Here is a 24,780-nt window from a genome sequence, read left to right on the forward strand (position 1 = left end):
TTTTAACTAAATACCCATCAAGCTTACCAAATTTTGTTTTATCGTGCTATCAATAATGCATTGAACCTTATCGTCATTGGTATTTTTTCCGTTATAATTTACATCAGGATAAGCAAGCACCTTTCCATCTTTTAGCACTACAGGCAAAGAATAGAAAACTTCAGGGCAGCAGTTGTAATCCTTCAGAAATTCAGGAACTTTTTGTGTTTTTTTTAATGGAGCGATAATAACTGAACACTCTTGATTTCCGAGTATTGTGCAGCTAAATCTGTTATCCCATTCAATAGGTTCATTTAAAGGTAGGTTTACGGTAATTTCTTGTATCCTTGACGATTCTCTAATTATTAAGATATTTTCTCCATATTTTCTTATTTTGCACCCAGAAAGTGTACAGTTAACATTACTATCCTTTTGCAATATTTTATTAAATATTACGATAAGACTGTTGTACCTTGGTTTATAATGTTTACTGGCAATTGCCATTATAGAGTAAAGAAGAAGCCTCAAGGCTATTTCCTCTGGTAATTGATAAAATTCACTTAGTTTAATTTCAATATAACCAAGATCATGAACATTAACACAGTCATTAAATGTAAGGCATGTGTAGTGCATCAACGCTTTTGCAGCTCTTTTCATATGAAGGGCTGTGAGGCATATTCTCTCTGTTAAAATCTCTTGATTGTTACTTGCTTTAAGTAAGTTACGGTATAAAGTTCGCCTGTATTTTAGGTTATAGTTGCTTCTATCTTCGATCCATTTTAACTGGTGAAGCTTAGCGTACTTTTCTATTTCACTACGACTAAAATTTAACAATGGCCTAAATATATAAATACCATTTAGGAAAGACTTGTAGTCCATTGATGATAATCCATCTACGCCGCTACCTCGCTCTAATCTTAATAAGAACGTTTCTGCTTGATCATCTTTGTGATGAGCGACGAGCAAACATTTAACATTATTGTTTTTACACCACTCTACTAGTAATTTATACCGTGCTTTTCGTGCCTGTAACTGAATATTGCCTTTAATATTTTGCTTCTCCCAATTTAATATGAACGATTCCTTTGCTCCAAGTTCTTTTGCATAACTTACAACAAAATCAGCTTCTTTTTGAGACTCTGAACGTAACCCATGATTTACTGTTAATGCTATAGGAAGTGAAAGCTTGTTTTTTTTTGCCCAGTTATTCATTAAGTGCAGTAAGACTATACTATCTACACCACCTGATACTGCAACTGCAATTTGATTATGGAAAGCAAAGCTATTAGCTATATTTTGAAATAATAACTCTAATTCCATTATGTCTCTTGATGGCCAGATAGTCTCTACGTCATACAGCGACTTATTTGTGGTATATATAGATCCCGCTAACAAGCAACAAAATATGACAAGTTTGTCCTTTTTTGTCCACCCCAGTGCCCTTTCTTTATGTCATCCCAGTGCTTGACACTGGGATCCAGGTTTTAATCTATTTCTTTATTCCAGAAAATGAAAATTCCACTCTACGATTTTTAGCATGCTCTTTTTCATATTTAGAATTTCTAGAATCATCTTTTACATTAACCAAAGGCTCAGTTTCACCCTTAGAAGCAGTTTTTATTCTGTTTTCTATGTATGGTGTACAACTAACCATAAATTTTTTAGCTGCATCTGCCCTTTTAGCGCCTAGCGCAAGATTATATTCATGAGAACCACGGTTGTCAGTATGACCAGTTAAAATAACCTTCGCGTCAGGGTTATCTTGTAACACCTCCATTACGTCAAGTAATGCATCTGCACTTACTTCAGTAACACTAGATTCATCATAACCAAAGAAAACTCTTTTATCACCTATCTGCTTAACAACAGAATTCATTTTATTTGTTGTATTTGCTCCTTTTTTTGGGCAAGAACTTACACCAGTAAGTAGTAAACAAAAACAGCACATTATAACCAGTCTACTCCACATTACTAAACCTCCATAAATTTTAAATAGTGCGTAACTTTAATTTCAGTAGCTAATAATCTCTCCATATTGTAATATAGTCAAGAGAAATAAAGTACTAAATACTTTTTCTACAACCTTACAATTAATTTTCTTATAATATGCTGGACTCTGAGTAGAAAAATCCAATAAAGGAATAAGAAGTACAATTTTTTATTGTACTTTAAGCAAATATACTTTTAACTTTATTATTAATCTATTACGATATTAAATAGATGTTTTCTAAAATAATGAACAAATTATGAAATCTTATAAGTTTTTAGAGGAAGTATTATATAGGGTAAAGAATATCGAAAATACGCTAAAAGTACTAAACCAAAGCCAATTAAATATAGAGGACAAAGTTGAACAAATGAGTCTTCTAGAAGAAATCAGACATGAAATTATCTCTCATGACGCAATAAAGGAATCATTAGCAGATGCTCTTGGTAACAAAAAAAGTGCAAATACTCAGCAGCTAAAGTTAATAGAGAGAATACATAAAAGCAACAGTGCTGTTCCTATTGATTTAGCAAAGTCTTTATCCAAAGCTAAGGTTGAATGCCAAAATTTATGGAAGCTATCTCATTCTGAAACCAGTAACTTAGGAAAACTAAAAGAACGTTTTACTGATTTAATCACACTCATTCGCGAAGTAGCTTCTATAAAATCGCAGCAATTAAAATGCTCAAAATACGACTCACTGCTTGCTGACTATGACTCTGATATCACAGAAAAGAATATAAGGGAAGTATTCCCCAAGGTAGGCAAATTTTTTAGCGAAAATGTGGATAAAATAATTGAAAAGCAGAAAAAGGATAAGGTTACTAATATACAAAAAGTTGCTACTCAGAAGCAGATTGAACTTGGCTCGTTATGTTTACAGCAAATGGGTATTGCACTAAATGAGATTCGTACTTCTTATTACTACCCTATAGATTATGATGAATCTGATTTTTGTTATGGTTTATTTTCACTTTTACGGCATAGTGGTTATGCAATTTATCAAAAATGTTTAGCGCAAAATTCTATAAGTAGCCCAATTACGAGACATGTTATGTATGAAACTCAAGGGTTATTTATGGAAAGGATGATTGGAACATCCAGAGAATTTATTGAGTTCATTCAACCACACATAAAAGAGAAATTTGCTATAAAAGGCAAAACTAATAGCAGTGTTGAAAATTTGCACTTGGTTTTCAATGAAATAAACCTTTCCTCTTCTTTAAAGAACGCAGATGAATTTAGTTTATTGGCTCACATTATGCTAAGAACCAAGTTAGAACAAGATCTAATAAATGGTACGTTAGAAATCAAAGATCTGCATGATGCATGGCTTGAAGGTATGAAGCATTATAAAATTCCAGTAAAAGCTAAAAATGAGCTGGACACTTATTTTCAAGATGAATATTGGGCAAGCGGTGTTATGGGCTACTTTCCTATAAAAATTATTGCTTTAATTGCTGCTGTGCAGATTTTCTCTTGCGTTAAAAAGAATCATTACGAATCATTAAGTGCTATAATAAAAGGAGATTTTAGTTTACTTATCAGTTGGTTATCTCAAAATGTATACAGTGCAAAGTATAGCCTTTTGGAACTGCTAAAAAAAGTAACAGGTAAGGGTTTAGACGTTGAGTGTGTTACTTGCTACTTATCTGAAAAGTATAATTTATCTCAATAAAATGGTTTTCTTGAGTTATGTATGAATTTTGTTCGAAAATTGACCGGAAAGTTTTATAGCCTTTTTACTTTCAAAGGTTTGTTTGCTAGCGATATTGCCATAGACCTTGGTACTGCAAACACTTTAGTTTATCAGAAAAATCAGGGAATAGTGCTTGATGAGCCTTCAGTTGTAGCAAGAATAAAAGAAAAAGGAAGCTACGTTCCTTATGCTTTTGGTAAAAAAGCTAAAATGATGCTTGGAAAAACGCCTGGAGAGATAGAGGCGATAAGGCCCTTAAAAGATGGAGTCATTGCTGATTTTAAAAGTGCGGAAGAAATGCTAAAATATTTCATACGCAGTGCAAACACAAAATTCACTGTTAATAAACCTAATATTATCATATGCGTTCCATCTGGATCCACGCCAGTTGAAAGGCGTGCTATACAAGATGCAGCAGAAAGTGCTGGTGCAAATGAAGTGTTTTTAATTGAAGAACCAATGGCTGCAGCGATCGGAGCTGGGCTCCCGGTTACTGAACCTGAAGGTTCTATGATTGTTGATATAGGAGGCGGTACAACTGAAGTTGCAATTATTTCTTTAGGCGGAATTGTTTATTCACGTTCTGCCAGAGTAGGTGGCGATATTATGGATGAAGCAATAAAATCGTATATTCGTGAAAATCATAAGTTATTAATCGGTGAAACAACTGCTGAAAAAATTAAGAAAAGCATAGGTTCAGCCAGTCTGCCAGGTGAAAATAACAAAGAGGGAATGATAATTAAAGGCAGGGATTTAGTGAGTGGCATGCCAAAAGAAATGCTTTTATCAGAATATCAAGTTGCAGAAAGTTTAATAGAGCCTGTGCATCAGATAATTTCTGCTATTAAAACAGCATTGGAGAGCACTCCCCCCGAACTTTCTTCTGATATAGTCGATAGAGGAATAGTTTTATCCGGTGGTGGTGGATTATTACGTAATCTAGGTAAAGTTATCAGTGAAACAACAAAATTACCGGTTCGTGTTGCAGATGACCCACTTTGTTGTGTTGCCTTGGGTAGTGGAAAAGTGCTTGAAAACATGGACTACTTCAGTCATGTTTTATTTAAGCAAGATTAATCACGATTTTGGTTGTTGAAATTTTTCAATTTTAAGGTTCTCAAGAAATATTTCTTATTGTGAAATTGTGCATAAATTGCACTAACTCTTTCAATTTTCATATTGTCCTGTACAATATCTATAGCTAGAGTAATTAGATTTACCTGCAATTTGATAAGCGTAAAACTCGTCATTCCGCTACTTGTTAGCACCGCGGCGGTATGACGTAGGCTGTGCTAGCTATATTTAATAAACTCGGATAACCATGCTCAAAGAATTTGAAATAGAACCTCTGCTAAAAGATAAAGCTCCGCACCAGACCAAGGCTGTTGTTGCAATGTCCGGTGGAGTTGATAGCTCCGTTGCTGCAGCACTGCTATATAACTTTGGGTACCAGGTGATAGGTGTGACTCTTCAACTCTATGGCACCGACGGTAATGCTAACGCAAGAAAAGGTGCATGTTGTGCTGGACAGGATATTTATGACGCTAAGCGCGTGGCTGAAAGTGTTGGCTTTCCTCACTATATTTTAAACTATGAGGAAATATTCAAAAAGGAAGTAATAGAGGATTTTGCGAGTACCTATATGCGTGGGGAAACTCCCATACCATGCGTGAGATGTAACCAAACGGTAAAATTTCGTGATCTATTGCAAGTTACAAAAAATCTTGGTGCGGATGTACTCGTAACAGGACATTACGTGAGAAGGTTAGAAAAAAATGGTGAGGTAAAGTTGTGCAGAAGCATTGATAAGAGTAAAGATCAAAGCTATTTTCTGTTTGCTACAACAAAGGAGCAGTTAAAGCTTTTGCGATTTCCACTAGGTGGGTTCTATAAAAATGATATAAGAAAATTAGCAAAGTATTTCAGCTTACAAATTTCTGAAAAGCCGGACAGTCAAGATATATGCTTTGTTTCCGAAAGCTATAGTAAAACAATAGCTAAATTAGCTCCACAATCCGTACAGAAAGGAAAAATTGTGGATGTAAATGGAAAAGTGCTAGGTGAGCACAGTGGCATAGTAAATTTTACAGTGGGGCAAAGAAAGGGCTTGGGTATCGCACACAATGAACCTCTTTATGTGATAAAAATTAATACAGAAAATAATGAGGTTATAGTAGGTCCGATCAACGCATTAATGCAAAAAAAAATATTGATCAAGGAGTTAAATTGGTTAGAACAACCAAAGGAAGGTATGGAAGTAACTGTGAAGCTGAGATCATCACATGCTGGAAGTTTAGCAACAATACATTCAACTGACGAAAAAAATAAAGCCTGTGTCATTTTAAACGACGATTACTTTGGCGTCAGTCCAGGTCAAGCCTGTGTAGCGTATAAAGATGAGCAAGTTATTGGCGGCGGATGGATATGCTCTTAACTAAAAGCTTTAATGCAGAGTGTAAACATACAATAGACTTCTTGCATAACCATATAACATTGGGAATAGAAACGAAAAAACTTCCTTGACAAACTCCGCCAGCCCCCTTATCATGAAACTGAAGCTATTGTATTTGCTTTCGCCAATCTGCAGATTAAAAGGTAAGGATTACTTAATGTATCGGCGTCTTATGTTCAATTTTTTGCAGTATATAGATACTGTATGTCTTTACAAAACTTCATCTACATCTAGATTTTTATCTAAATAAGCTGAACGCGCTTATAAAGCGTTACAAGACATCAAAAAATGCCAATACTCGACAGAGATAGTAAAAGACTAGCTAACTCGGGGATTCTTTGTCTTTTTTTCTGCTTGGTAAATTTCTTAAACATTTGCAGCGTAGGTTAGTTGCAATTAAAAGCAGCTGAATCTCGCTTGTCAAGCGTTTAAAACATAAAAAACGCCAATATTTTAAAGCGGATAATAACCCCAGGGCTTCTTTTGCCTTTTTTTTTATTTGGTAAATTTCTTAACGTTTGTAGCTAACATGAAGCTAAGTACGAACTTTGTTAAACACAACAAATGGTGTCATCCAAGTAGCTGACACTGGGATCCAGTTGAGCTATTTCAACAAAAATACTGCATTTTGAGATGAACGTTCCAGACTTATTTACAAGTATAACAATTAAAGTCTGGATTCCAGTGTCAAGCACTGGAATGACACCGAAGGAGCTACTGGGATGACAGGGGAAGCTGACAATCATCATACCGCTACTTGTTAGCGGCTAAGAGATACCGCGGCGGTATGACGGTGTAGATGATGGTTAAGTATCCCGCTACTTGTTAGCGGCTAAGAGATACCGTGACGGTATGACGTAGATTGCTGTCATTCCAGTGCTTGGCACTGGAATCCAGCCTTTATTATGCAGCCACTTGGTTGAAATTAAGTCTTCTGGATCCCAGTGTCAAGCACTGGGATGACAAGAAGAGGGCACTGGGATGACAGGAGAAGCTGACAATCATCATACCGCTACTTGTTAGCGGCTAAGAGATACCGTGACGGTATGACGTAGATTGCTGTCATTCCAGTGCTTGGCACTGGAATCCAGCCTTTATTATGCAGCCACTTGGTTGAAATTAAGTCTTCTGGATCCCAGTGTCAAGCACTGGGATGATACCGAAGGAGCTACTGGGATGACAGGGGAAGCTGACAACCGTCATCCCGCTGCTTGTTAGCGGGATCTAGAGATACCGCGGCGGTATAGCTATACCTTTTTCTACTTAGTTTGGGTTATGCAAGAAGTCTAATAACATTTATTGCTATTTTGCCATATATCCCTTATACTATAAAGTAGAACATTATAGGTTTTAGCAATGGTTAAAGAAGTTGAAGAATTAATAAAAATTGTTGGCAAGGGTAATTTATTAGAGACGTTATTTATTTTTTTAGGTAGCTTTCAACACGCTGACTTAGATTGTAGTATGGACCACAGAAATCATTTTGGATTGTCTGCATTCATTAAAAAAGAGGTGGAGCCATTAGATGAATATTTTAACTTAAAGTTTAGTCTACAAGGGCTGTTTTTAATTTATGCTCAAGCTTATAAGATACTTAGTGAAAACAATAACCTGAATACTAAAGATGTCATAGATAAAATATATGAAGTTATTAAAGGGTCTGAGTTAAATAGAGATATAAATGAAGTAGTAGATGGAAGTAAATTAGATTTACTTAACATCTTAGCAAGTCCAAAGAGAGAACCAATATTTAAAACAGAAGAAGATTTTGAAAATAAAGTACTCATTGGTCTTAGAAAGTTACTAAGTGAAGGAAATACATTAAACAAATATGACAGAGAATTTGCATTAAATAAGTGCGTTATCAGCAGCTATTATTCCATTCATGACATAAAAGCAGATAAAGATATAGCATTGTTCTTTTCTTTGGGTGGTCACTATAAAGAACTTGCGTCATCTAACAAAACAGTAAAAAGAGAAGTATTAGAGATATGTGAGAATCAGTTAATAGAGAGCTATATAATGTTCTTGGCTGGCAAACTACACATGATCGGATTATCAAGTAGAGATGGAACCATCAAATATACAATCAACCATGAGAATGTGGATCGACAAGAGAAAGAATTAAAAATGGATGGATTAATATATCCTATAAATACAAAAAACACCCTAGAGCAACTGTTAAAAAACCAAAATAGTGATGAATTTGAACAATTAGTAACGAGCCCTAAAAATATATACTACTCAGTGCCACAAGAAGAGAATAAATGTAGGCCAAATTTCATTGTCAGCAAGAAAAAAGAAAAAGACCATAAAAACACAGTCTGTAAACTTATTTTGGGTATGTTTGTATTATCTGTTGGGTTATATGTTGCTGATTATTTCCTTATGGAGCAAAAATTGCTCAACTCAATAAAAAATGTTTTGCCACAAGATAACCTTACTAACCTGATAGTTGGTGCGGTGCTTACTATTGTAATAGTATATGCTTTATTTCAATTATCACAGAAACCACCACTTTCAACAGTCAATAAGATGACGAATGAAAATTTGAACAGCTCCATGCAAAACAAGCTTAGAACTACATAAATGTAGCAACTTAAAAGCACATATTGTATAATGCTTATTCTTAAGTTAAGAGGTAATTTATGGATTTAAGTAAAATAACAGCGGGACCAAATGCGGTGAATGTGGTAATTGAAATAAGTGCAAATGCTGAGCCTGTAAAGTATGAATTTAATAAAGAGCTTGGGTTGTTACAAGTTGACAGATTTTTGTCTACCTCAATGACTTATCCTTGCAATTATGGGTTTATACCAAATACCTGCGCAGGTGATGGTGACCCTGTGGATGTTTTGGTGCTAACTCAATTTCCCTTAGCATCTAATGTTTTAATATCGGTGCGTCCAATAGGCGCATTACTCACTAAAGATGAAAAAGGAGAAGATGAAAAGATATTAGCGGTGCCTGTTTCCAGTGTTGATAGCTATTATGACAATATAAAGGACTATTCTGACTTATCTAAAAACCTACTAGATAAAATTGCTCATTTCTTTTCTCATTATAAAGATCTAGAAAAGGGAAAAACAGTAGCAGTTGGAGAATGGGTTGGTGTAGAAGAAGCAAAGAAAATTATTGAAAAAAGCAGAAATTAGTTTTTATTGATTTATAGCTAAAGCGGCTTAGGTTTGCCTACAATTTGAAAAACAACAAATTCGTCATTCCGCTACTCGTTAGCGGAATCTATGCTGAGATACCGCGCACAACTGTACGAACATTCATTCTTGAAGGTAAACTGCACAGCAAATGGTGTCATTCCAGTGCTTGACACTGGAATCCAGCTTTTTCATCCAAGACGGCAGCGCCTCCTTCTTCTGTCATCCCAGTGCTTGACACTGGTTTACTTTATGATGATGTCATGAAAGTAGCTAACACTGGGATCCAGAAGACTTAATTTCAACCAAGTGACTGCATAATAAAGGCTAGATCCCAGTGTCAAGCACTGGGATGACAAAAAAGGAGCACTGGGATGACATCATAGGGGCGCTGGCCTCCTGCTAGACAACGTTTGTACAGTTGTGGAATGAATCGCGGTATGACGTAGGGAAACCTTTCTTGGGTTAGCTATAGATTTTTGTACCACAGATCTAAAAATTACAGTTGTTCGGAAAAATGTTGCTGTTAAAAGCATTAGACAGGTGGTAGAGGTCTTGGTATTATATAATCTTTAGGTTCTAAATTTGGAAGGGTGGCCGAGCGGCTGAAGGCGGCGGTTTGCTAAACCGTTATACGATTGAAAAGTCGTATCGAGGGTTCGAATCCCTCTCCTTCCGTATACTGTTTTGAGCACGGTCTAAATTCGCTATATTAGCATGTTTTTAGCCTATTTACCAGCGTACCTGATTTTGTTGCAATGGTTTTTATTTCCATTGTCACTGAGATCACTATTAAAAAGTTGGCTAGCATTGACTCAGTATTTATTATAGAATTGGTTATTAACCTTACTTATATGCATAAAATACTAATTTTACTGTTGATAGTGTTGCCACTTAGGTTGCTTGCAACCGAGATTGAAATTATTGCAGATGTAAATGGCGAGCCAATTTCAAATTTGGACATCGAAAAACGCATCAACTTTATAAATTCATTGTTTGGCACTCAAAGTGTTAATCAAAAAGAAGCAAAGCCTCAAATTCTTAGGGAGCTAATAGACGAAATTATCATTATCAATGAAGCGCAGAGGCTGAATATAAAATTGAGCAACGAGGAGTTAGATAATGCTATCATGTTATTTTTAACCCAAAGTTTTAAACTTAAGGCTAATGAAGTTGATCAATACATAGAGAAGCATAATATAGATCTTGGTATTTTAAGAAAACAAATAAAATGTCAGTTACTGTGGGGCAAAATTATTGAAGTAAGAATTGTGCCATTTATTAATATAAGCGATAAAGAAGTAGATGATGTAAAAAGGCAAACAGAAAAGCCGGATTATCTTATCACGTTCCAAGAGTTTATAATTCCTGATCAAAAAAACAAGGATGTTTATGGTATAGCTGAAGATTTAGTAAAAAAATTACGTAATAGTAATGATGACTTTATTCCAGAATCTCCAATAAAGATACGTAAAGCAACAGTTAATTTAAGTCAGCTGAAAGGCAAACTCAAGGGCGTTTTAGAAGGATTAGAAATCAGCGATATAGCAGGTCCAGTTAGTTTCAGTGAAGGTTACTCTGTTATAAAAGTAATAGATAAAGTACAACTTAATCATGCACTGCTGGAAAGCACTTTAAAATTAAAACAGATTGTGGTTGAAGGTTCAGAAAGTTTATTAGATAGTTTAAAGGAGCAAAAAGTTAATTGTTTAAATTTTGATAAATTGGCAGATAATTTTAAGCTGCCAAACGCAAAAGAATTTGAAATAAAAATGCGAGATTTAAATCCTGATTTACAGATTTTATTTAGTAAAACAAGTGTGAATGAAATAGTAGAATTGAGAGAAAATGGCACTGCAAAGTTAATGATGTTGTGTGATATCAAGAGTAATGTAGCGGGTATAGAAGCAATTAAACAGCAGATGTACCAACAAAAGATTATGATACAAAGCAACTTGTTATTAGATGATATGCGTAAAAATGCAGCTGTCAGTTATCGGTATAGTTGAAGTCAGAGAGTGTCCTTGTCTCTGTCTTTGTGTGCGAAAATTACTTTGTTCTATAAAATTTCAAAAAATTTGAACAAATATAGTTAAAATAGCACATGAAGAATATAATGCTAATTGGTGGTGGAGTTGGAAATGCAGTGTTATTTTCGATAGGGAAGGCATGTCTTGAAAATAATAACAAGGTTTTGTACTTTGCTGGCTATAAGAAGTTAAGTGATGTATTTAAACGAGCACTGATAGAACGTGCATCAAATGCAGTAGTTTGGGCATGTGAAGAAGGATTGATAGAAACAAGCAGAGATCAAGATAAATCCTTTCATGGTAATATAGTTGATGCAATAGTCTCTTATCAACAAGGAAGATTAGGTATTAATTTGAACGCTATAGATAAAATTATCACTATTGGTTCTGATAAAATGATGAAAGCTGTGAATGAAGCTAGAAAAACAATTTTAAAGCCATATCTGAAATCAGGCCACATAGCAATATCATCAGTTAATTCTCCTATGCAGTGTATGATGAAAGAAATCTGTGCTCAGTGTGTGCAGCAACATATAAATACGGAAACAGGAGAAAGGAGTTTTGTTTATAGCTGCAGTAATCAAGACCAGGATATGGAATTTATTGACTTTGACTTTTTAAGTGAGCGCTTGAAGCAAAATAGTTTACAAGAAAAACTCACTGCAAAATGGATAGATCATGTTCAAAGATATTAAACAGCACAAAAAGGAAATAAGAGAGCAATATAGAACTATAAGAAAAGATATTGATGAAAGTTATTCCAGTTATGCGGCAAATTCCCTTATTAATCTCTTTAATCAGAACTTAAGTTACGTTAAAGGCAAAACAATTGCGGCTTACATTCCAATGGATGGGGAAATAAATGTTGTCCCTTTGATGTGTCGTTTGCTCTATTTAGGTTATAAAGTAGCAATTCCTGATAAAAATCAGTTACTAAGATTTGAGGGATGGAACGAAACAAATGAAGATGTAATTCCCGATACAATCATTACTCCTGTTGTTGCTTTTGATGATCATTTTAATAGATTAGGTTTTGGCGGTGGTTGGTATGATACAATGATAGAAAAACTGCGGCCGCTTGGAAAAATATTTATAGGTGTAGCCTATGAGAAACAATATTGTAAAAATTTACCTGTAGAAAAACATGATCAAAAATTGGATATTATAATCACTGAGATGTGTGTTAGATGTGGAGGTGGATTGCCCAAGAAAGCGGATAGAAAGGAATAGCGTAATCCCACTTTCTAAGAGCCTGTCTTCAAACTCAAAAATGAGCTAATTTGTGAAGCATAATAGTGATCATATTAAAGAAGATATTGTTTTTTGAAGTAAGAGGAGAATGCTCATAATCTTTGCTCATGCGCCTAAAATTGGAGAGCCAAGCAAACGTTCTTTCAACGTTTGGGAGTGTTAAATAAACCATACGCGTCAAGTTAAGGGAAAGTAGCATAAGGAAAAAGAAAAGTGGTAAAAATCATTTTAGATATTAAGCAATAAAGCTAGTAATTTATAGACTCTTCTAAAAGAATTATCTTATTTTAGATCAAAATTTCCAAAAAAATAAATGTAACAAACAAGTTTAAATGGTGCTATATTGGGCGATATTTCCTTAACTTGACGCGTATGGTTTATTTAACACTCCCTTTTTGCCAGGAGAAACATATAATTGAAGTAATTCAGGTTTGCAAGATGTGTTTGTAGTAAGGGCTGCAATTATAGCTTCAACAGTAAGCAATGTTGCTTTTAATTACCTCAACATTTTCTCTTGGCAATTCTTTAATGAATCGAGAAGTGCGCATTGGTTGCCACTGATTATTAATTTCTCTCCTATCTGCACATGAAATGATTAACTTTTCCTTTGCCCTGGTTATGCCAACATATGCAAGTCTCCTTTCTTCTTCTAAAGCTTTACCACTTTTATCATCAAAAGATCTTTGATGAGGAAATAATCCCTCTTCCCAACCAGGTAGAAACACGCACGGGAATTCAAGTCCTTTGGCTGCATGAAGAGTCATAACATATACGGTGTCATCGTTATTCATATTATCCACTTCCATCACCAGACTTATATGCTCCAAGAAAGTTGTGGCATTATCGAAATTTTTTAAAGATGAGATGAGCTCCTTGACATTTTCTATTCGTGCTAAGCCTGTTACCTCCTCATTTTCAAGCATTTCAATATACCCTGATTGGTTTGCTACGATTTTAACGAATTCATGCAGCGGTTTTACGCTTACTATTTCTTCCCAAGCTTTAATTTTATTTAAAAAATCGTTGAGTGAGAGTTTAATTCTTTCGGTTACCTGATTACTATTAACTAATATTTTTGCTGCCTCAAAAAAAGAAATTTTGTTATCCTGAGCAGTCGTGTATATTTTCTTTAGAGTTGTAGCTCCTATGCTTCTTTTTGGCCGATTTACTATCCTTTCGAAAGCTAAGTCATCGTTATTGTTTGTAACAAGTCTTAAATATGCAATTATATCCCTGACTTCCTGACGTTCGTAGAATTTTACGCCACTTATAATCTTGTAGGGAATTGAATATTTTATAAAATACTCTTCCAGAACTCTAGTTTGAAAAGTGGCCCTTACCAGCACTGCAATGTCACTAAATCTGTATTTATTGAGCTTTAATATCTGTTCGCTTATGAACCTTGCTTCAGCTTTCCCATCCCATAATTTTATTAGATTTACCTTTTCCCCTTCAATGTTTGTTGTCCACAATTTTTTTTCTAAGCGAGTCTTATTGTGATTGATAACATATGACGCAGTTGCAAGTATGTGGGATGTTGACCTGTAGTTACACTCTAGTTTAACGGTTTTTGCATTTTTAAAATCATCAGAAAACTTCAAAATATTTTCAACTTCTGCACCACGCCAACTATATATCGACTGGTCATCATCTCCTACACAGCAAATATTTGAGTGCTCTTTTGCAAGGTATTTTAGCCAAAGATATTGTATCGCATTTGTATCTTGATATTCATCTACCATGACATATTTAAACTTGTTTTGGTAGTAGGACAGAACTTCGGTCTTTTGATTAAAGAGCTGTATGTTATATAGCAATAAGTCACCAAAATCGACAGAATTAAGGAATTTCAACCTTTCCTGATACTGGTGATAGACCTTGAGTGCAGTTACATATACTGGCCTAAATGATTGAATATCTTCCACTTCAGATGGCAATAAGCACTTCTCTTTCCATTGCTGAATAATATTCATAATGGTCTTACATTTTTCTGATAGGTAATCAGGGCTTATTTCATTCATGATGTTTTTTATTACCTGTAATTGGTCATCCACACCAATGATTGTAAAATTGGGGTTTAAGCCCACAATTTCTGCATGCAGGCGCAAAATTTTTGCTGCAATTGCATGGAAAGTGCCAAGCCATGGTATGTTTGTGCCCGTTAGCTCAAGTACCCTTGATACCATCTCATTTGCTGCTTTGTTTGTGAATGTAACAGCTAATATTTCATCAGAATAAGCGTGACCGTTCCTAATGATGTGCGCTATTCTTGAAGTAATCGTTCTTGTTTTTCCGGTTCCGGCTCCTGCCAGTATCAAAACTGGTCCATCTATGTTAGTTACAGCTGATTGTTGTTCTGGATTTAGCAGTGAGAGATAATCGTTCATCGTAGCCCTATAGATTATAACTTCGTAAAGTTAAACCTATGATTGAAATATTGTAAAGGTTTTATTGAATAGAACAGTTAAAGAATGCTTCACTCAAGTACTACATATTTAAACGTAGATCTATCTTGTTGGGGTAGTTTCAAGTGTATGCTGAGTAACAACAACTTGATTTAAGTCATTGGCACCAGTTGTTGGGTGGATAGGTGAAGTTTGGAATGGCTTATATGTACAATTTAGTTCCTTCATTTCTATTTCTTCAACTTCAACAAGGGGTTTTTCTTTTGGGGTATAGCGATTATGCGTTGCAGGTCGTTCAGTGAGATTTTCATATGTTTCTTTCAACCAAGTTCCGATATCATACATAAATCCATACGCTTTTTCTTTAAATTCTCTCAATGATCTACCTAAACTGGCTGGTGTGTTATTAAAGTAAATTGTCACATAATCTCTTGTAGTGTACTGATAACTTTCTCTATTTAATTTACCACTTTGTGTATTACAAGTGTTATTACTTTGAAAATAACCAAATATGTTGTACATTTTAAGCCGCCATTAATTACTAACATACATATATTATGCGTTAATAAATTAAAGTTGTCAAGAATTTTACTACTTGCACTCTGTAAAGTTTTTGTTGTGTACTTTGAACTTTAAGAAAAATAGACGCCTAAATTTGACAATTGTGAAAATATTAGTTAAAATTATTGTATGTTAAGTATAGTAAATAGGAGAAAATATGCCTACTAACTCTGATGACCAAGGAAAAATATCGCTTAAAGAATTGGAAAGTGCTGTTGTGAACATGTTGTGTTGTGGAGACAAATACAAATTAAAAGGATATGAATCAGGACGAGGTGTTGCAGAGTTATCTAAAGAAAATACCGATATCATAGATAAGTATATTGAATGTGTAGGGAAACCTTCTGAGCGATTTATTAAAGCAATTAAGGGAATAGAAATCCGCTATTTGCTAATACTTGATGAACTTACCCCTGATACTATTGAAAAATATGTCAATGAAGGTAAGATAGACATATTAAGAGGGTATATAAAATCTATTGGGAGCTATGTAGAATATATTTCGAAGATTTTGGAGAAATGTGATAGTTCATATGGTGCGGAGATGGTTAGACTTGTACTTGCAAGAAAACTTGAACGGATAGAAGAAGCTTCAAAACTTGACGTGCGGAATCAAAGGGATTTATCAGCGAGTACCGATTTAAGTGGTGGCAGATTAATTAATAAAGCCAACAATCAAAACCAAGGTGACACTAATAAAAAGGAACAGGGAGTACAGTCTGCACCTGATGTAAAACAGCAGAAGGGAGTGCCAAATCCACAAACAGAAGTGAAGATCAAGGCAAGTATCTATAAAACTTATTGTGCTTTAAGTGGTGGTGCAATTATTGGAGCAGCTATAGCATATCTTGCAGGAGCTGCTGCTTTAACTCCTGTTGTTGCTGTTGCAGTATTTATTGCAGCCACTGTTGTTGGTGCACTGGTGGGTTATGGTATTGGAAAATTTTGTGAAAAAGTCAGTGAAGAGAAGCAAAATGATCCTGATATGAGTATGTGTACTGCAATTAAGAATGTCCTTACCCCTGAGTGTTTAACATCACAATCGCAAGTTCATCCATAAGGTAGGCATTTAATATTGACTTTACAACGATAGTTGCTTTAAATTAGTAACTATTGTTGCAGTTAAAGTATCAATGCCTTTTTTCTTTTATTTTTTTGCAATTCTCAGCATTTTATCTGCTGTATGCGTAATTAGCGTAAGAAATCCTGTGCATGCAGTATTATTTTTAATTTTCACCTTCGTTAACTCTGCAGTTCTTTTCATTCTCCTTGGAGCTGAATTCATTGCTATGATGGTGCTGATAGTATACATCGGTGCGGTTGCGGTGTTGTTCCTCTTTGTAGTTATGATGCTCGATATTGACTACATAAGGTTGCGCCAGGGTTTTGCAAAGCATTGCACTCTTGGTGCTATGTTGTGTGTTGTGTTTTTTCTAGTCATCAGCTTTGTAATCCGCAGCTCAGCACCGAATATAAGCAATGTTATAAACTATAATACCAATAATGTGAAAGCTATTGGTAATTTGCTGTATACCGACTACATGTACGCTTTTCATCTTTCTGGTATTCTGCTGCTTGTTGCAATTGTCGGTGCAATTGCTCTTACTTTGCAGGACAAGAAAAAAGGAGTTAAAAAACAGAATGTATTAAAGCAATTGACACAATCTTCATCTGTAAAATTGGTTAAGGCTAAATTTGGAAAAGGAGTGGAATGGAAATAGGATTAAATCATTTTCTGATAGTTGCTGCTATTTTGTTCACTATTGGAGTATGCGGTATTTTCATCAACCGTAAGAGCATAATCAACATACTGTTGTCAATAGAAATATTATTGCTGGCGATTAACATCAATCTAGTTGCTTTTTCTGCCTTTATGAATGATATAGTTGGGCAAATTTTTGTGATGTTTGTGTTGACTGTTGCGGCAGCAGAGTCAGGAGTTGGGCTTGCAATATTGGTTGTATATTATAGAAGCCGTGGCAATATAGATGTTGAACAAGCGAACTTAATGAAAGAATGAAAGTATGATGGATATACTGAAATTAATAGTATTTTTGCCACTATTTGGTTCGCTATTTGCAGCACTTTTTAGAAGAGATGTTTTTAGTCAGTTAGTTACAACGGCAGGGATTGGAATATCTGCAGTTTTATCTTGGTATATTTTTCTCACCTTCTCTGAAAATTATCACTTGAGTTTATTTCCTTTATTTTCATTAAGTGTATTAAAAGTAAATTGGGCAATTAGTGTGGATGCTCTCTCATCCTTAATGCTTATTGTTATTACCACCGTTTCACTAGTAGTCCACCTCTATTCTATCGGTTATATGGAGCATGATAAAGGGAAGTCGAGGTTTTTTTCTTACCTATCGCTGTTCACATTTTGCATGATTGTGCTGGTTGTAAGCGATAATTTCGTGCAGCTTTTCTTTGGCTGGGAAGGAGTTGGCCTGTGTTCTTATTTACTCATAGGATTTTGGTTCCAAAAATATTCTGCAAATAATGCAGCAATTAAAGCATTTGTTGTAAATAGGGTAGGAGACTTTGCACTATTAATTGGAATCTTTCTTATTTATTATACATTTCACTCTTTGAAATTTACTGAAGTTTTTGACACAGCTGATCTTCTTGGCGCGCAGAACATTAGGGCATTCTGCTGTGAATTCAAAGTAATTCATATAATATGCATATTACTTTTTATTGGCTGTATGGGTAAATCTGCACAGCTTGGTTTACATGTTTGGTTGCCAGATGCAATGGAAGGGCCAACCCCTGTTTCTGCACTCATTCACGCAGCAACGATGGTAACAGCCGGTATATTTTTAATAGCAAAATGTTCTCCATTGTTTGAGTTATCAAATGTGGCACGAGAATTAATAGTTATTGTTGGTGCACTTACTGCTTTTTTTGCAGCCACCGTTGCGATTACTCAGAACGATATAAAGAAAATAATTGCTTATTCAACCTGCAGTCAACTTGGTTATATGTTCATGGCATGTGGGCTTTCTGCTTACAATGTTGCTATTTTTCATTTAATGACACACGCTTTTTTTAAAGCTTTACTATTCCTTGGTGCTGGCAATGTGATTCATGCAATGCATCATGAGCAAAATATTCAGAAAATGGGAAATTGCTGGAAGAAAATCCCTTGCACTTACACTCTCATGTGGATTGGGTCTCTTGCACTTTCTGGAATATTTCCATTTGCAGGTTTTTACTCAAAAGACTTGATAATTGAACATGCTTATAGCACGGATAGCTTTGCTTTTGTAATAAGCTTAGTTGTTGCATTCTTCACAGCGTTTTACTCTTGGAGGTTATTGCTTCTTGTGTTCCATAGCCAAAAACAAAGTAAAATTAATATACATGAGGCACCAAAGATTATGCTTATACCATTACTGATACTTGCTTTTGGTTCGGTATTTTCTGGAGTGTGGGGAGCAAATATTTTGAACATAACTAGTAATGCGTTTTGGAAATCAAGTTTAGTAGTTGTTGATGAGCATGGAGTTCATAATTTCTTTATAAAATTACTACCGACCTTAGCGAGCCTAAGTGGAATAGCACTTGCATATCTGATTTACCACTATCAAAAATTTAAGCAAATTAAGAGTAAATTTTTACTTAAATTTTTGCAGGATAAATGGTACTTTGATGAGGTATATGATTTTGTTGTAATTGTACCGATAAGGCTTATATCTAGGCTTCTATGGAAGTTTGATGTTAGGGCTATTGATTCATTTGGACCAGGTGGTGTTGTAAGGTTGGTTAATGAATGTTCAAAAAGTTCTATAAAGTTACAAACTGGTTATATATTTGATTATGCGCTTATTATGTTTGTTACTCTAATAATCGGTGCTTTGTATATTATTTGGAATTAAATAGAAGGTGTTGTTACTTAGTATATTCTTGCTTCCACTGATAGGAGCGTTGATTTTATCTTTAATCAGGATTAATCATCAATCTATACACCTAAGATTCCTTGCCCTATTTTTTGCTGTACTTCCATTTTTGCTTAGTGTTGTAACTCTTGTAGAGTTTGATTATAACAATACAGACTTTCAGTTTGTCAGCTATCCAATTAGAAATGTTGGAATAGGGGTAGATGGCATATCGTTGCTTTTCCTTCTGCTGACAACTTTCTTGTTTGTTATTTGTATGCTCTACAATTGCAAAATGAGTTATACGACCCTCAAGCCATATATGGCATTGTTTCTGCTGCTTGAGAGTTTTGTAGTCGGTTTCTTTATTTCACTGAATGCTATAAGCTTTTATGTATTTTTTGAAGCTGTTTTAATACCAATGTTCTTTATTATTGGCGTTTGGGGAGGGAAGCAAAGGGTATATGCGACGTTTAAGTTGTTTCTTTATACATTAACTGGCTCATTATTATTCCTACTTGGATTGGTGTACATCTATAACATTTTTGGAACGTTTAATATACAAAAATTAGCTACATTAGTGCCAAGCCTTGATCTTAAAGTGCAGTCATTGCTGTGGATTGCATTTTTTATTTCTTTTGCAATAAAAGTTCCAATGTTTCCGTTTCACACTTGGCTTCCTGATGCGCATGTGCAATCACCAACTTCTGGATCTGTGATTTTAGCTGGCTTGCTTATTAAAATGGGGGGATATGGATTTTTAAGGTTTTCTATTCCAATGCTTCCTCAGGCAAGTTTGTATTTTTCAAATTTCGTTGTTGTGCTGAGCATTATTGCAGTAATATACGCTTCGCTAGTTGCGTTTGCTCAAGATGATATAAAGAAGTTAATAGCTTATTCTTCAATAGCACATATGGGGATCGTTACTGCTGGACTCTTTTCATTTTGTGAGGAAGGAGTACTCGGCGCTATATTTCAAATGATTAGTCATGGCCTTATTTCTGCTGCTTTATTTTTATGTGTTGGAATGCTATATACTCGAACTGGAACTTTGGAGATTGCAAAATATTTTGGCATAGTAAACACAATGCCAAAATTTGGTTTTATGTTCATTTTATTTTCAATGGCTTCAATAGGGCTACCTGGAACATCTGGATTCATAGGTGAGTTTTTGGCTATGGTTGGAATGTTTAAGAGCATAGGGTTTTTTACAGGATTTATCGCACTTGGCACTATTTTAAGCGCAGTTTATATGCTGAATTTATGTAAGCAAATAATATGGGGGGTTAGCTATTCTAAATTATTAAATAACCGCTTGGATAGCATAGAATTTTCTGTCTTAATTCTGCTTGCAGTGTTTGTTATTTTGCTTGGATTCTACCCAACCCTTGCACTGAATTATTTGAAGCCATGTATGGCAAATTTGTTAGTCAAATATAATGCGCTATGAATTATATACAGATATTGCCGGAAACGTTCTCTATTATCTCCTCGTTAGTGTTGCTACTGCTTGGAATTATATTTAACCGCCGAACTATCAACTTATTAGCACTTGGCTGCACAGTGATAACTTTGATTATTTTAATTATTTCGGCAGAAAACAATGAAATTTTTCTCTTTAATTCGTTGTTAAAACTCAATTTATACATCAGGTCAGTCCAAGGGTTAATTCTCAGCACAGGAATTTTAATACTTTTGATGCTGAATTTATCAAAATATGACTATAAATATGAATTTTCAATACTGATTCTTTTTGCGCTATTTGGCATGATAACTTTAGTTTCAGCAAATAGTCTGATTTCTTTTTACTTAGCTTTTGAATTGATGAGTATATCTTTATATGTTCTTGCGAGCTTTAATAAAGATTCAGCTTATTCATGTGAAGCAGGAGTGAAATATTTTACACTTAGTGCATTATCTTCCTGCATTATGCTGTATGGTATGTCATTGCTTTATGGATATACAGGACAAGTCAATTTTTCTGAGTTAAGTTCATTCTTGCAAAACCATCAGATAACTTATGGAATAGTTTTTGGGTTAGTCTTTGTCCTAATTGGTTTGTGTTTCAAGCTTGCTATTGCTCCTTTTCATATGTGGGCTCCAGATGTCTATCAAGGTGCACCTACCATAGTAACTGCGTTTTTTTCTACAGCTCCAAAAGCTGCACTTGTAACATTTTTAATTCGATTGATGAATGAAGAGTTAGTAAATGTAAAAAGTTATGTTCAGCCTATTTTCTTATACGTTTCAGCATTGTCTGTGCTTATCTCAGCTTTTGGGGCCTTGCGTCAGCAAAACTTAAAAAGGCTGCTTGCTTACAGTTCAATTGGTCACATTGGTTTTATATTTGCTTCACTTTCTATTTTTACACAAGCAGGAACAGATAGTGCCTTAATGTATCTGGTGATATATATCATCACAAGCATAGGGCTATTCTCATATCTCGTACAAATTGACGATGACGATTGTGATATTGCAAATTTATCTGGTATAGGGAAGAAACGCCCAATTGTAGCATTTCATCTTTCTGTGCTGTTACTCTCGATGTCGGGAATACCTCCACTTGCAGGTTTTATCGCTAAGTTTTTTATATTCAAAAGCTTAATAAATTCTGGCTTTATCAGCCTGTCTTTGATCCTTGTAATAGCGAGTGTGATATCATGCTACTATTATTTAAATATCATGAAAGTTATGTATTTTGATAAAGCTAGTGGTAATAAGGTTGCTTATTCTAGGGGTCTATTCATTATCACTTCAGTGGCTTCACTGATCAACCTCGTTCTTTTCTTGTACGTTTTACTCACTCATTGAACTAAAGGGCTGACAAAGTGATCCCTGAGGGTTTTCATATTCATCATTACAAAGAAGTTTCAAGCACTAATAAAGAAGCGTTGGATTTAATTGGGAGAGGAATATCAAATGAAACTATTATTATTGCCGATAAACAAACAGAAGGTAGAGGGCGTACTGGAAAAAGTTGGGTTTCTCCAGAAGGTAATTTCTATGCAAGTTTGATAGTAAACCTCTTTAACGATTATCTAAGTGAAAATCAGTTTTCGGTGTCATTCCAGCGCGTGACGCTGGAATCTAGAAAAAAAGAAGAATGGTCAAGCACACAACTGTACAAACGTTGTGGTATTCCCACCAAGGATGATGTCATCCCAGTGCCCAGACACTGGGATCCAGAAAACTTAATTACAAATGGGCACATCAGGCAACTGTGTAATAAGAACTGGATTCCAGTGTCACGCACTGGAATGACACCACATACCACCTGCAAATTGCAATGTTCGCATAGTTATGTGTCAAGCACTGGGGAAAATACTGGGATGATAGAAAGAGGTTTAATGAATCAAGTTAGCAAATTAACAGAATTGACTTTTGTTACTGCTCTTGCTGTTGGAAATGCTATACTGTCATTTATAAATGGTCTAAATCTCCAGTATAAGTGGCCAAATGATGTCCTTATTGATGGCAAGAAAATAAGTGGAATATTGCTTGAAAAAAGATCCAATTCGAATTGGCTCATTATAGGAATCGGAATTAATGTCAATTATGCACCACTTCCAGGAACAACATGCATTAGCAATTACGGTGATTCTGTGTCTAACATAGATCTACTAAAAAAATTAATAATAAATTTTAACAAGCTAAGAAAGCAATGGCTATTTGATGGGTTTTATGCTATAAGAAAAATGTGGCTCACAAGAGCATTCAAGATGAACGAGCAAATCAGTGTAAAGTTAGCTGACAAATTGTATGAAGGAATTTTTGCTGATATAGATAAAAGTGGTAAATTGGTGTTGCAGCAAAAGGATGGAAGCTTAATTTATTTTGATGCAGGTGAGTTATTTATTGGCAGTGCATTATGAATACGTATGTAATTTTTGCTTACCTTATTAGTTTCACGCTGATTGCTGGAGAGCTAATTTTCACCATTTCTTGCTATACTAAAAGTAAAAAAATTCTAGAAAGCCTGAAAGATAATAATGAAGAAGAAACATAAGCGATTACTTATAACTTCAGGAATTTTCTGCTTTTTAAGCTGCATAGTCTTTTTTATTTTAACGACACTCAAAGAAAATATCTCATTTTTCTATACAGTAAGTGAGGCAATAGTTTTACCAAATAGTCAAAAGCCAATCCGTGTTGGTGGAATGGTTGTTGAAGATAGTGTGATACGGAGCGAAAGTGAAGTAGTTTTTCAAATGACAGATTTTAACAAAAGCGTTGTGGTAAAATACCAAGGGATACTTCCACCAATGTTTTCAGAAAAAAGTGGTGTTGTTGTGCAAGGTAAAATGTCTGATAACAGTACCTTTCTTGCAGATACGGTGTTTGCAAAACATGATGAGAACTATATGCCGAAAGTTTTCAAACAGATTCCTTAACCCAGCTGTATTGAAATAGTATGTAGAGAGAGTAACAGCCTGCTAGCAAGCTGTTACTTTCCTAACTACTTACAATATATCAGAGTGAGTTGGTGCTTCCCATTCATCTATATTATCACCACCAATAGTTCCTGTTTTTAATTCGTCAATTTTATCATACAATTCATCCATATAATCTTGATGACCTTTCAACACGTCATTCAATTTAGGAACAAATGTGTCGTTTAAATCTGCGATTAGTTTATCTAGAATTGTGTGGACATACTTGACCTGTGCATTCTTTTCTTTATCGCTTTCAAAAGATTTAGGTTTAATTTTGACCTCTATGTCATTTATTATTCTATGGTTAGTACCGCTCATTCCGCTTTTCACTTCAAAGTCGTCTTCGCTTTCTTTCATACTGTAATTACTCATATTAACTCCTATAAAAAATTATAATTTTAAAACTAACTAGTTACCTTGAAATGGTATGTGAAAGAAAGCAACAGCCTGATATCAGGCTATTACCTTTTTTATTAAAGCAATCCGTTCTCTTCACCAGTAATATGGAGTAATGGAGGAGCTTCTCCAATATCTGGAATCGAATTCCTAAGATCTGCAAGTTCACTGTCTATACTACTTGTCTTGCTGCCTATACTATCTATGGTTGATGATAATTGTGTTATTATACCACTTTGAATTGCACTATCCATATTTTCGTCATACTTATTAATGCTGTTTATCAAGCCATCATAAAAATTTTTAAGGTGCTTTATGGTCAATGTAATTTGTGGCATCTTATCAATCTCTTCTTGTGTCATATCTTTAGTTATATCAAATTCTTCCTTTGTTTTACCACTGACAATCTTCTTTATTACTGGCTTTTCAAAGCTTGGTTTATCAAACTTCGGCTTCGAAAGTTGTAATGTATTATTTGATTCAACTTCTTCACTAGAATATAATTTTATATTTTTATTCATAATAGTTACCTCCTATAAAAAAACTACTTATCT

27 protein-coding genes and 1 tRNA gene are annotated in these 24,780 nt (G+C 34.7%); 20 read left to right on the forward strand and 8 right to left on the reverse strand.

All coding sequences use genetic code 11. From position 1 onward, the window contains the following. Positions 1-6 precede the first annotated feature (6 nt). On the reverse strand, positions 7-1,299 hold the full coding sequence (tilS, locus tag OPR43_RS00235) for a tRNA lysidine(34) synthetase TilS (protein WP_265034883.1): 1,293 nt from the start codon (positions 1,297-1,299) through the stop codon (positions 7-9). Between the two features lies 1 nt (position 1,300). Here tilS and OPR43_RS00240 point away from each other — a divergent pair, with 1 nt between their 5' ends. After that, complete coding sequence (locus OPR43_RS00240) at positions 1,301-1,447, forward strand: hypothetical protein (protein WP_265034885.1); 147 nt, start codon at positions 1,301-1,303, stop codon at positions 1,445-1,447. Positions 1,448-1,468: 21 nt separating this feature from the next. On the opposite strand, the gene OPR43_RS00245 is transcribed toward OPR43_RS00240, so the two are convergent. Beyond that, positions 1,469-1,948: an OmpA family protein gene (locus tag OPR43_RS00245; RefSeq protein WP_265026544.1), complete on the reverse strand. Its 480-nt coding sequence runs from the start codon at positions 1,946-1,948 to the stop codon at positions 1,469-1,471. A 277-nt stretch (positions 1,949-2,225) separates the two neighbouring features. Between OPR43_RS00245 and OPR43_RS00250 the strand changes: the two genes are divergently transcribed. Continuing rightward, positions 2,226-3,644, forward strand: coding sequence for a gluzincin family metallopeptidase (locus OPR43_RS00250; RefSeq protein WP_265034886.1), 1,419 nt, complete (start codon positions 2,226-2,228; stop codon positions 3,642-3,644). Between the two features lie 21 nt (positions 3,645-3,665). Beyond that, complete coding sequence (locus OPR43_RS00255; protein WP_265034887.1) at positions 3,666-4,742, forward strand: rod shape-determining protein; 1,077 nt, start codon at positions 3,666-3,668, stop codon at positions 4,740-4,742. On the opposite strand, the gene OPR43_RS00260 is transcribed toward OPR43_RS00255, so the two are convergent. After that, entirely contained in the window at positions 4,739-4,915 is a 177-nt protein-coding gene (locus OPR43_RS00260) for a hypothetical protein (protein WP_265034888.1), read from the reverse strand. The genes OPR43_RS00255 and OPR43_RS00260 overlap by 4 nt on opposite strands. A 71-nt stretch (positions 4,916-4,986) precedes the next feature. Between OPR43_RS00260 and mnmA the strand changes: the two genes are divergently transcribed. Beyond that, positions 4,987-6,099, forward strand: a complete 1,113-nt coding sequence (gene mnmA, locus OPR43_RS00265) for a tRNA 2-thiouridine(34) synthase MnmA (RefSeq protein WP_265034889.1) — start codon at positions 4,987-4,989, stop codon at positions 6,097-6,099. Between the two features lie 569 nt (positions 6,100-6,668). Here mnmA and OPR43_RS00270 read toward each other — a convergent pair. Continuing rightward, a complete protein-coding gene (locus OPR43_RS00270; RefSeq protein ID WP_265034891.1) occupies positions 6,669-6,866 on the reverse strand; it encodes a hypothetical protein in 198 nt (65 codons plus the stop codon). 607 nt (positions 6,867-7,473) lie between these two features. Between OPR43_RS00270 and OPR43_RS00285 the strand changes: the two genes are divergently transcribed. The 7 genes from OPR43_RS00285 to OPR43_RS00315 all read left to right on the forward strand — a co-directional run bounded on the left by OPR43_RS00285 (position 7,474) and on the right by OPR43_RS00315 (position 12,532). Further along, positions 7,474-8,706, forward strand: coding sequence for a WD1261 family protein (locus OPR43_RS00285; protein WP_265034893.1), 1,233 nt, complete (start codon positions 7,474-7,476; stop codon positions 8,704-8,706). A 59-nt stretch (positions 8,707-8,765) separates the two neighbouring features. Continuing rightward, entirely contained in the window at positions 8,766-9,272 is a 507-nt protein-coding gene (gene ppa / locus OPR43_RS00290; protein ID WP_265034895.1) for an inorganic diphosphatase, read from the forward strand. A 90-nt stretch (positions 9,273-9,362) separates the two neighbouring features. Continuing rightward, the gene (locus tag OPR43_RS00295; RefSeq protein WP_265034897.1) at positions 9,363-9,539 is read left to right on the forward strand and encodes a hypothetical protein; all 177 of its coding nucleotides are present in this window, start codon (positions 9,363-9,365) and stop codon (positions 9,537-9,539) included. A 320-nt stretch (positions 9,540-9,859) separates the two neighbouring features. Next, a tRNA-Ser gene (locus OPR43_RS00300) sits at positions 9,860-9,950 on the forward strand. 176 nt (positions 9,951-10,126) lie between these two features. Beyond that, entirely contained in the window at positions 10,127-11,281 is a 1,155-nt protein-coding gene (locus tag OPR43_RS00305; RefSeq protein ID WP_265034898.1) for a SurA N-terminal domain-containing protein, read from the forward strand. 95 nt (positions 11,282-11,376) lie between these two features. Next, complete coding sequence (locus tag OPR43_RS00310) at positions 11,377-11,997, forward strand: ferredoxin reductase domain-containing protein (RefSeq protein WP_265026527.1); 621 nt, start codon at positions 11,377-11,379, stop codon at positions 11,995-11,997. Next, a complete protein-coding gene (locus OPR43_RS00315) occupies positions 11,981-12,532 on the forward strand; it encodes a 5-formyltetrahydrofolate cyclo-ligase (protein ID WP_265034899.1) in 552 nt (183 codons plus the stop codon). Before OPR43_RS00310 ends, OPR43_RS00315 begins: the two co-directional genes overlap by 17 nt. A gap of 491 nt (positions 12,533-13,023) precedes the next feature. On the opposite strand, the gene OPR43_RS00325 is transcribed toward OPR43_RS00315, so the two are convergent. Beyond that, positions 13,024-14,940, reverse strand: a complete 1,917-nt coding sequence (locus tag OPR43_RS00325; RefSeq protein WP_265034901.1) for an ATP-dependent helicase — start codon at positions 14,938-14,940, stop codon at positions 13,024-13,026. A gap of 120 nt (positions 14,941-15,060) precedes the next feature. Beyond that, a complete protein-coding gene (locus OPR43_RS00330; protein WP_265034903.1) occupies positions 15,061-15,480 on the reverse strand; it encodes a WD_0964 family protein in 420 nt (139 codons plus the stop codon). Positions 15,481-15,676: 196 nt separating this feature from the next. On the opposite strand from OPR43_RS00330, the gene OPR43_RS00335 reads away from it, so the two are divergent. The 9 genes from OPR43_RS00335 to ccmE all read left to right on the forward strand — a co-directional run bounded on the left by OPR43_RS00335 (position 15,677) and on the right by ccmE (position 23,788). Continuing rightward, complete coding sequence (locus OPR43_RS00335; protein ID WP_265034904.1) at positions 15,677-16,579, forward strand: hypothetical protein; 903 nt, start codon at positions 15,677-15,679, stop codon at positions 16,577-16,579. A gap of 73 nt (positions 16,580-16,652) precedes the next feature. Continuing rightward, on the forward strand, positions 16,653-17,240 hold the full coding sequence (locus OPR43_RS00340) for an NADH-quinone oxidoreductase subunit J (protein WP_015589295.1): 588 nt from the start codon (positions 16,653-16,655) through the stop codon (positions 17,238-17,240). After that, positions 17,231-17,539, forward strand: a complete 309-nt coding sequence (gene nuoK / locus OPR43_RS00345) for an NADH-quinone oxidoreductase subunit NuoK (RefSeq protein ID WP_019236815.1) — start codon at positions 17,231-17,233, stop codon at positions 17,537-17,539. The genes OPR43_RS00340 and nuoK overlap by 10 nt, the downstream gene beginning before the upstream one ends. A 4-nt stretch (positions 17,540-17,543) precedes the next feature. Continuing rightward, a complete protein-coding gene (nuoL, locus tag OPR43_RS00350; RefSeq protein WP_265034906.1) occupies positions 17,544-19,397 on the forward strand; it encodes an NADH-quinone oxidoreductase subunit L in 1,854 nt (617 codons plus the stop codon). Positions 19,398-19,404: 7 nt separating this feature from the next. Further along, positions 19,405-20,847 carry a complex I subunit 4 family protein gene (locus tag OPR43_RS00355; protein ID WP_265034907.1) on the forward strand — a complete coding sequence of 481 codons (1,443 nt, stop codon included), beginning with the start codon at positions 19,405-19,407 and terminating at the stop codon, positions 20,845-20,847. Further along, positions 20,844-22,208, forward strand: coding sequence for an NADH-quinone oxidoreductase subunit N (locus OPR43_RS00360; protein WP_265034909.1), 1,365 nt, complete (start codon positions 20,844-20,846; stop codon positions 22,206-22,208). Before OPR43_RS00355 ends, OPR43_RS00360 begins: the two co-directional genes overlap by 4 nt. A 17-nt stretch (positions 22,209-22,225) precedes the next feature. Beyond that, the gene (locus tag OPR43_RS00365; protein ID WP_265034910.1) at positions 22,226-23,269 is read left to right on the forward strand and encodes a biotin--[acetyl-CoA-carboxylase] ligase; all 1,044 of its coding nucleotides are present in this window, start codon (positions 22,226-22,228) and stop codon (positions 23,267-23,269) included. Next, positions 23,266-23,403, forward strand: a complete 138-nt coding sequence (locus OPR43_RS08450) for a CcmD-like small membrane protein (protein WP_179943858.1) — start codon at positions 23,266-23,268, stop codon at positions 23,401-23,403. The genes OPR43_RS00365 and OPR43_RS08450 overlap by 4 nt, the downstream gene beginning before the upstream one ends. After that, entirely contained in the window at positions 23,387-23,788 is a 402-nt protein-coding gene (gene ccmE, locus OPR43_RS00370; RefSeq protein ID WP_265034912.1) for a cytochrome c maturation protein CcmE, read from the forward strand. The genes OPR43_RS08450 and ccmE overlap by 17 nt, the downstream gene beginning before the upstream one ends. Before the next feature lie 69 nt (positions 23,789-23,857). Here ccmE and OPR43_RS00375 read toward each other — a convergent pair whose 3' ends face one another. Together OPR43_RS00375 and OPR43_RS00380 are read right to left on the reverse strand one after the other, a co-directional pair. After that, positions 23,858-24,202: a hypothetical protein gene (locus OPR43_RS00375; RefSeq protein WP_265034914.1), complete on the reverse strand. Its 345-nt coding sequence runs from the start codon at positions 24,200-24,202 to the stop codon at positions 23,858-23,860. A gap of 101 nt (positions 24,203-24,303) precedes the next feature. Beyond that, positions 24,304-24,747, reverse strand: a complete 444-nt coding sequence (locus OPR43_RS00380; protein WP_182320993.1) for a hypothetical protein — start codon at positions 24,745-24,747, stop codon at positions 24,304-24,306. Positions 24,748-24,780 lie beyond the last annotated feature (33 nt).

It is taken from the genome of Wolbachia endosymbiont (group A) of Apoderus coryli, assembly GCF_947251615.1.
In the GTDB taxonomy this organism is placed as follows: domain Bacteria; phylum Pseudomonadota; class Alphaproteobacteria; order Rickettsiales; family Anaplasmataceae; genus Wolbachia.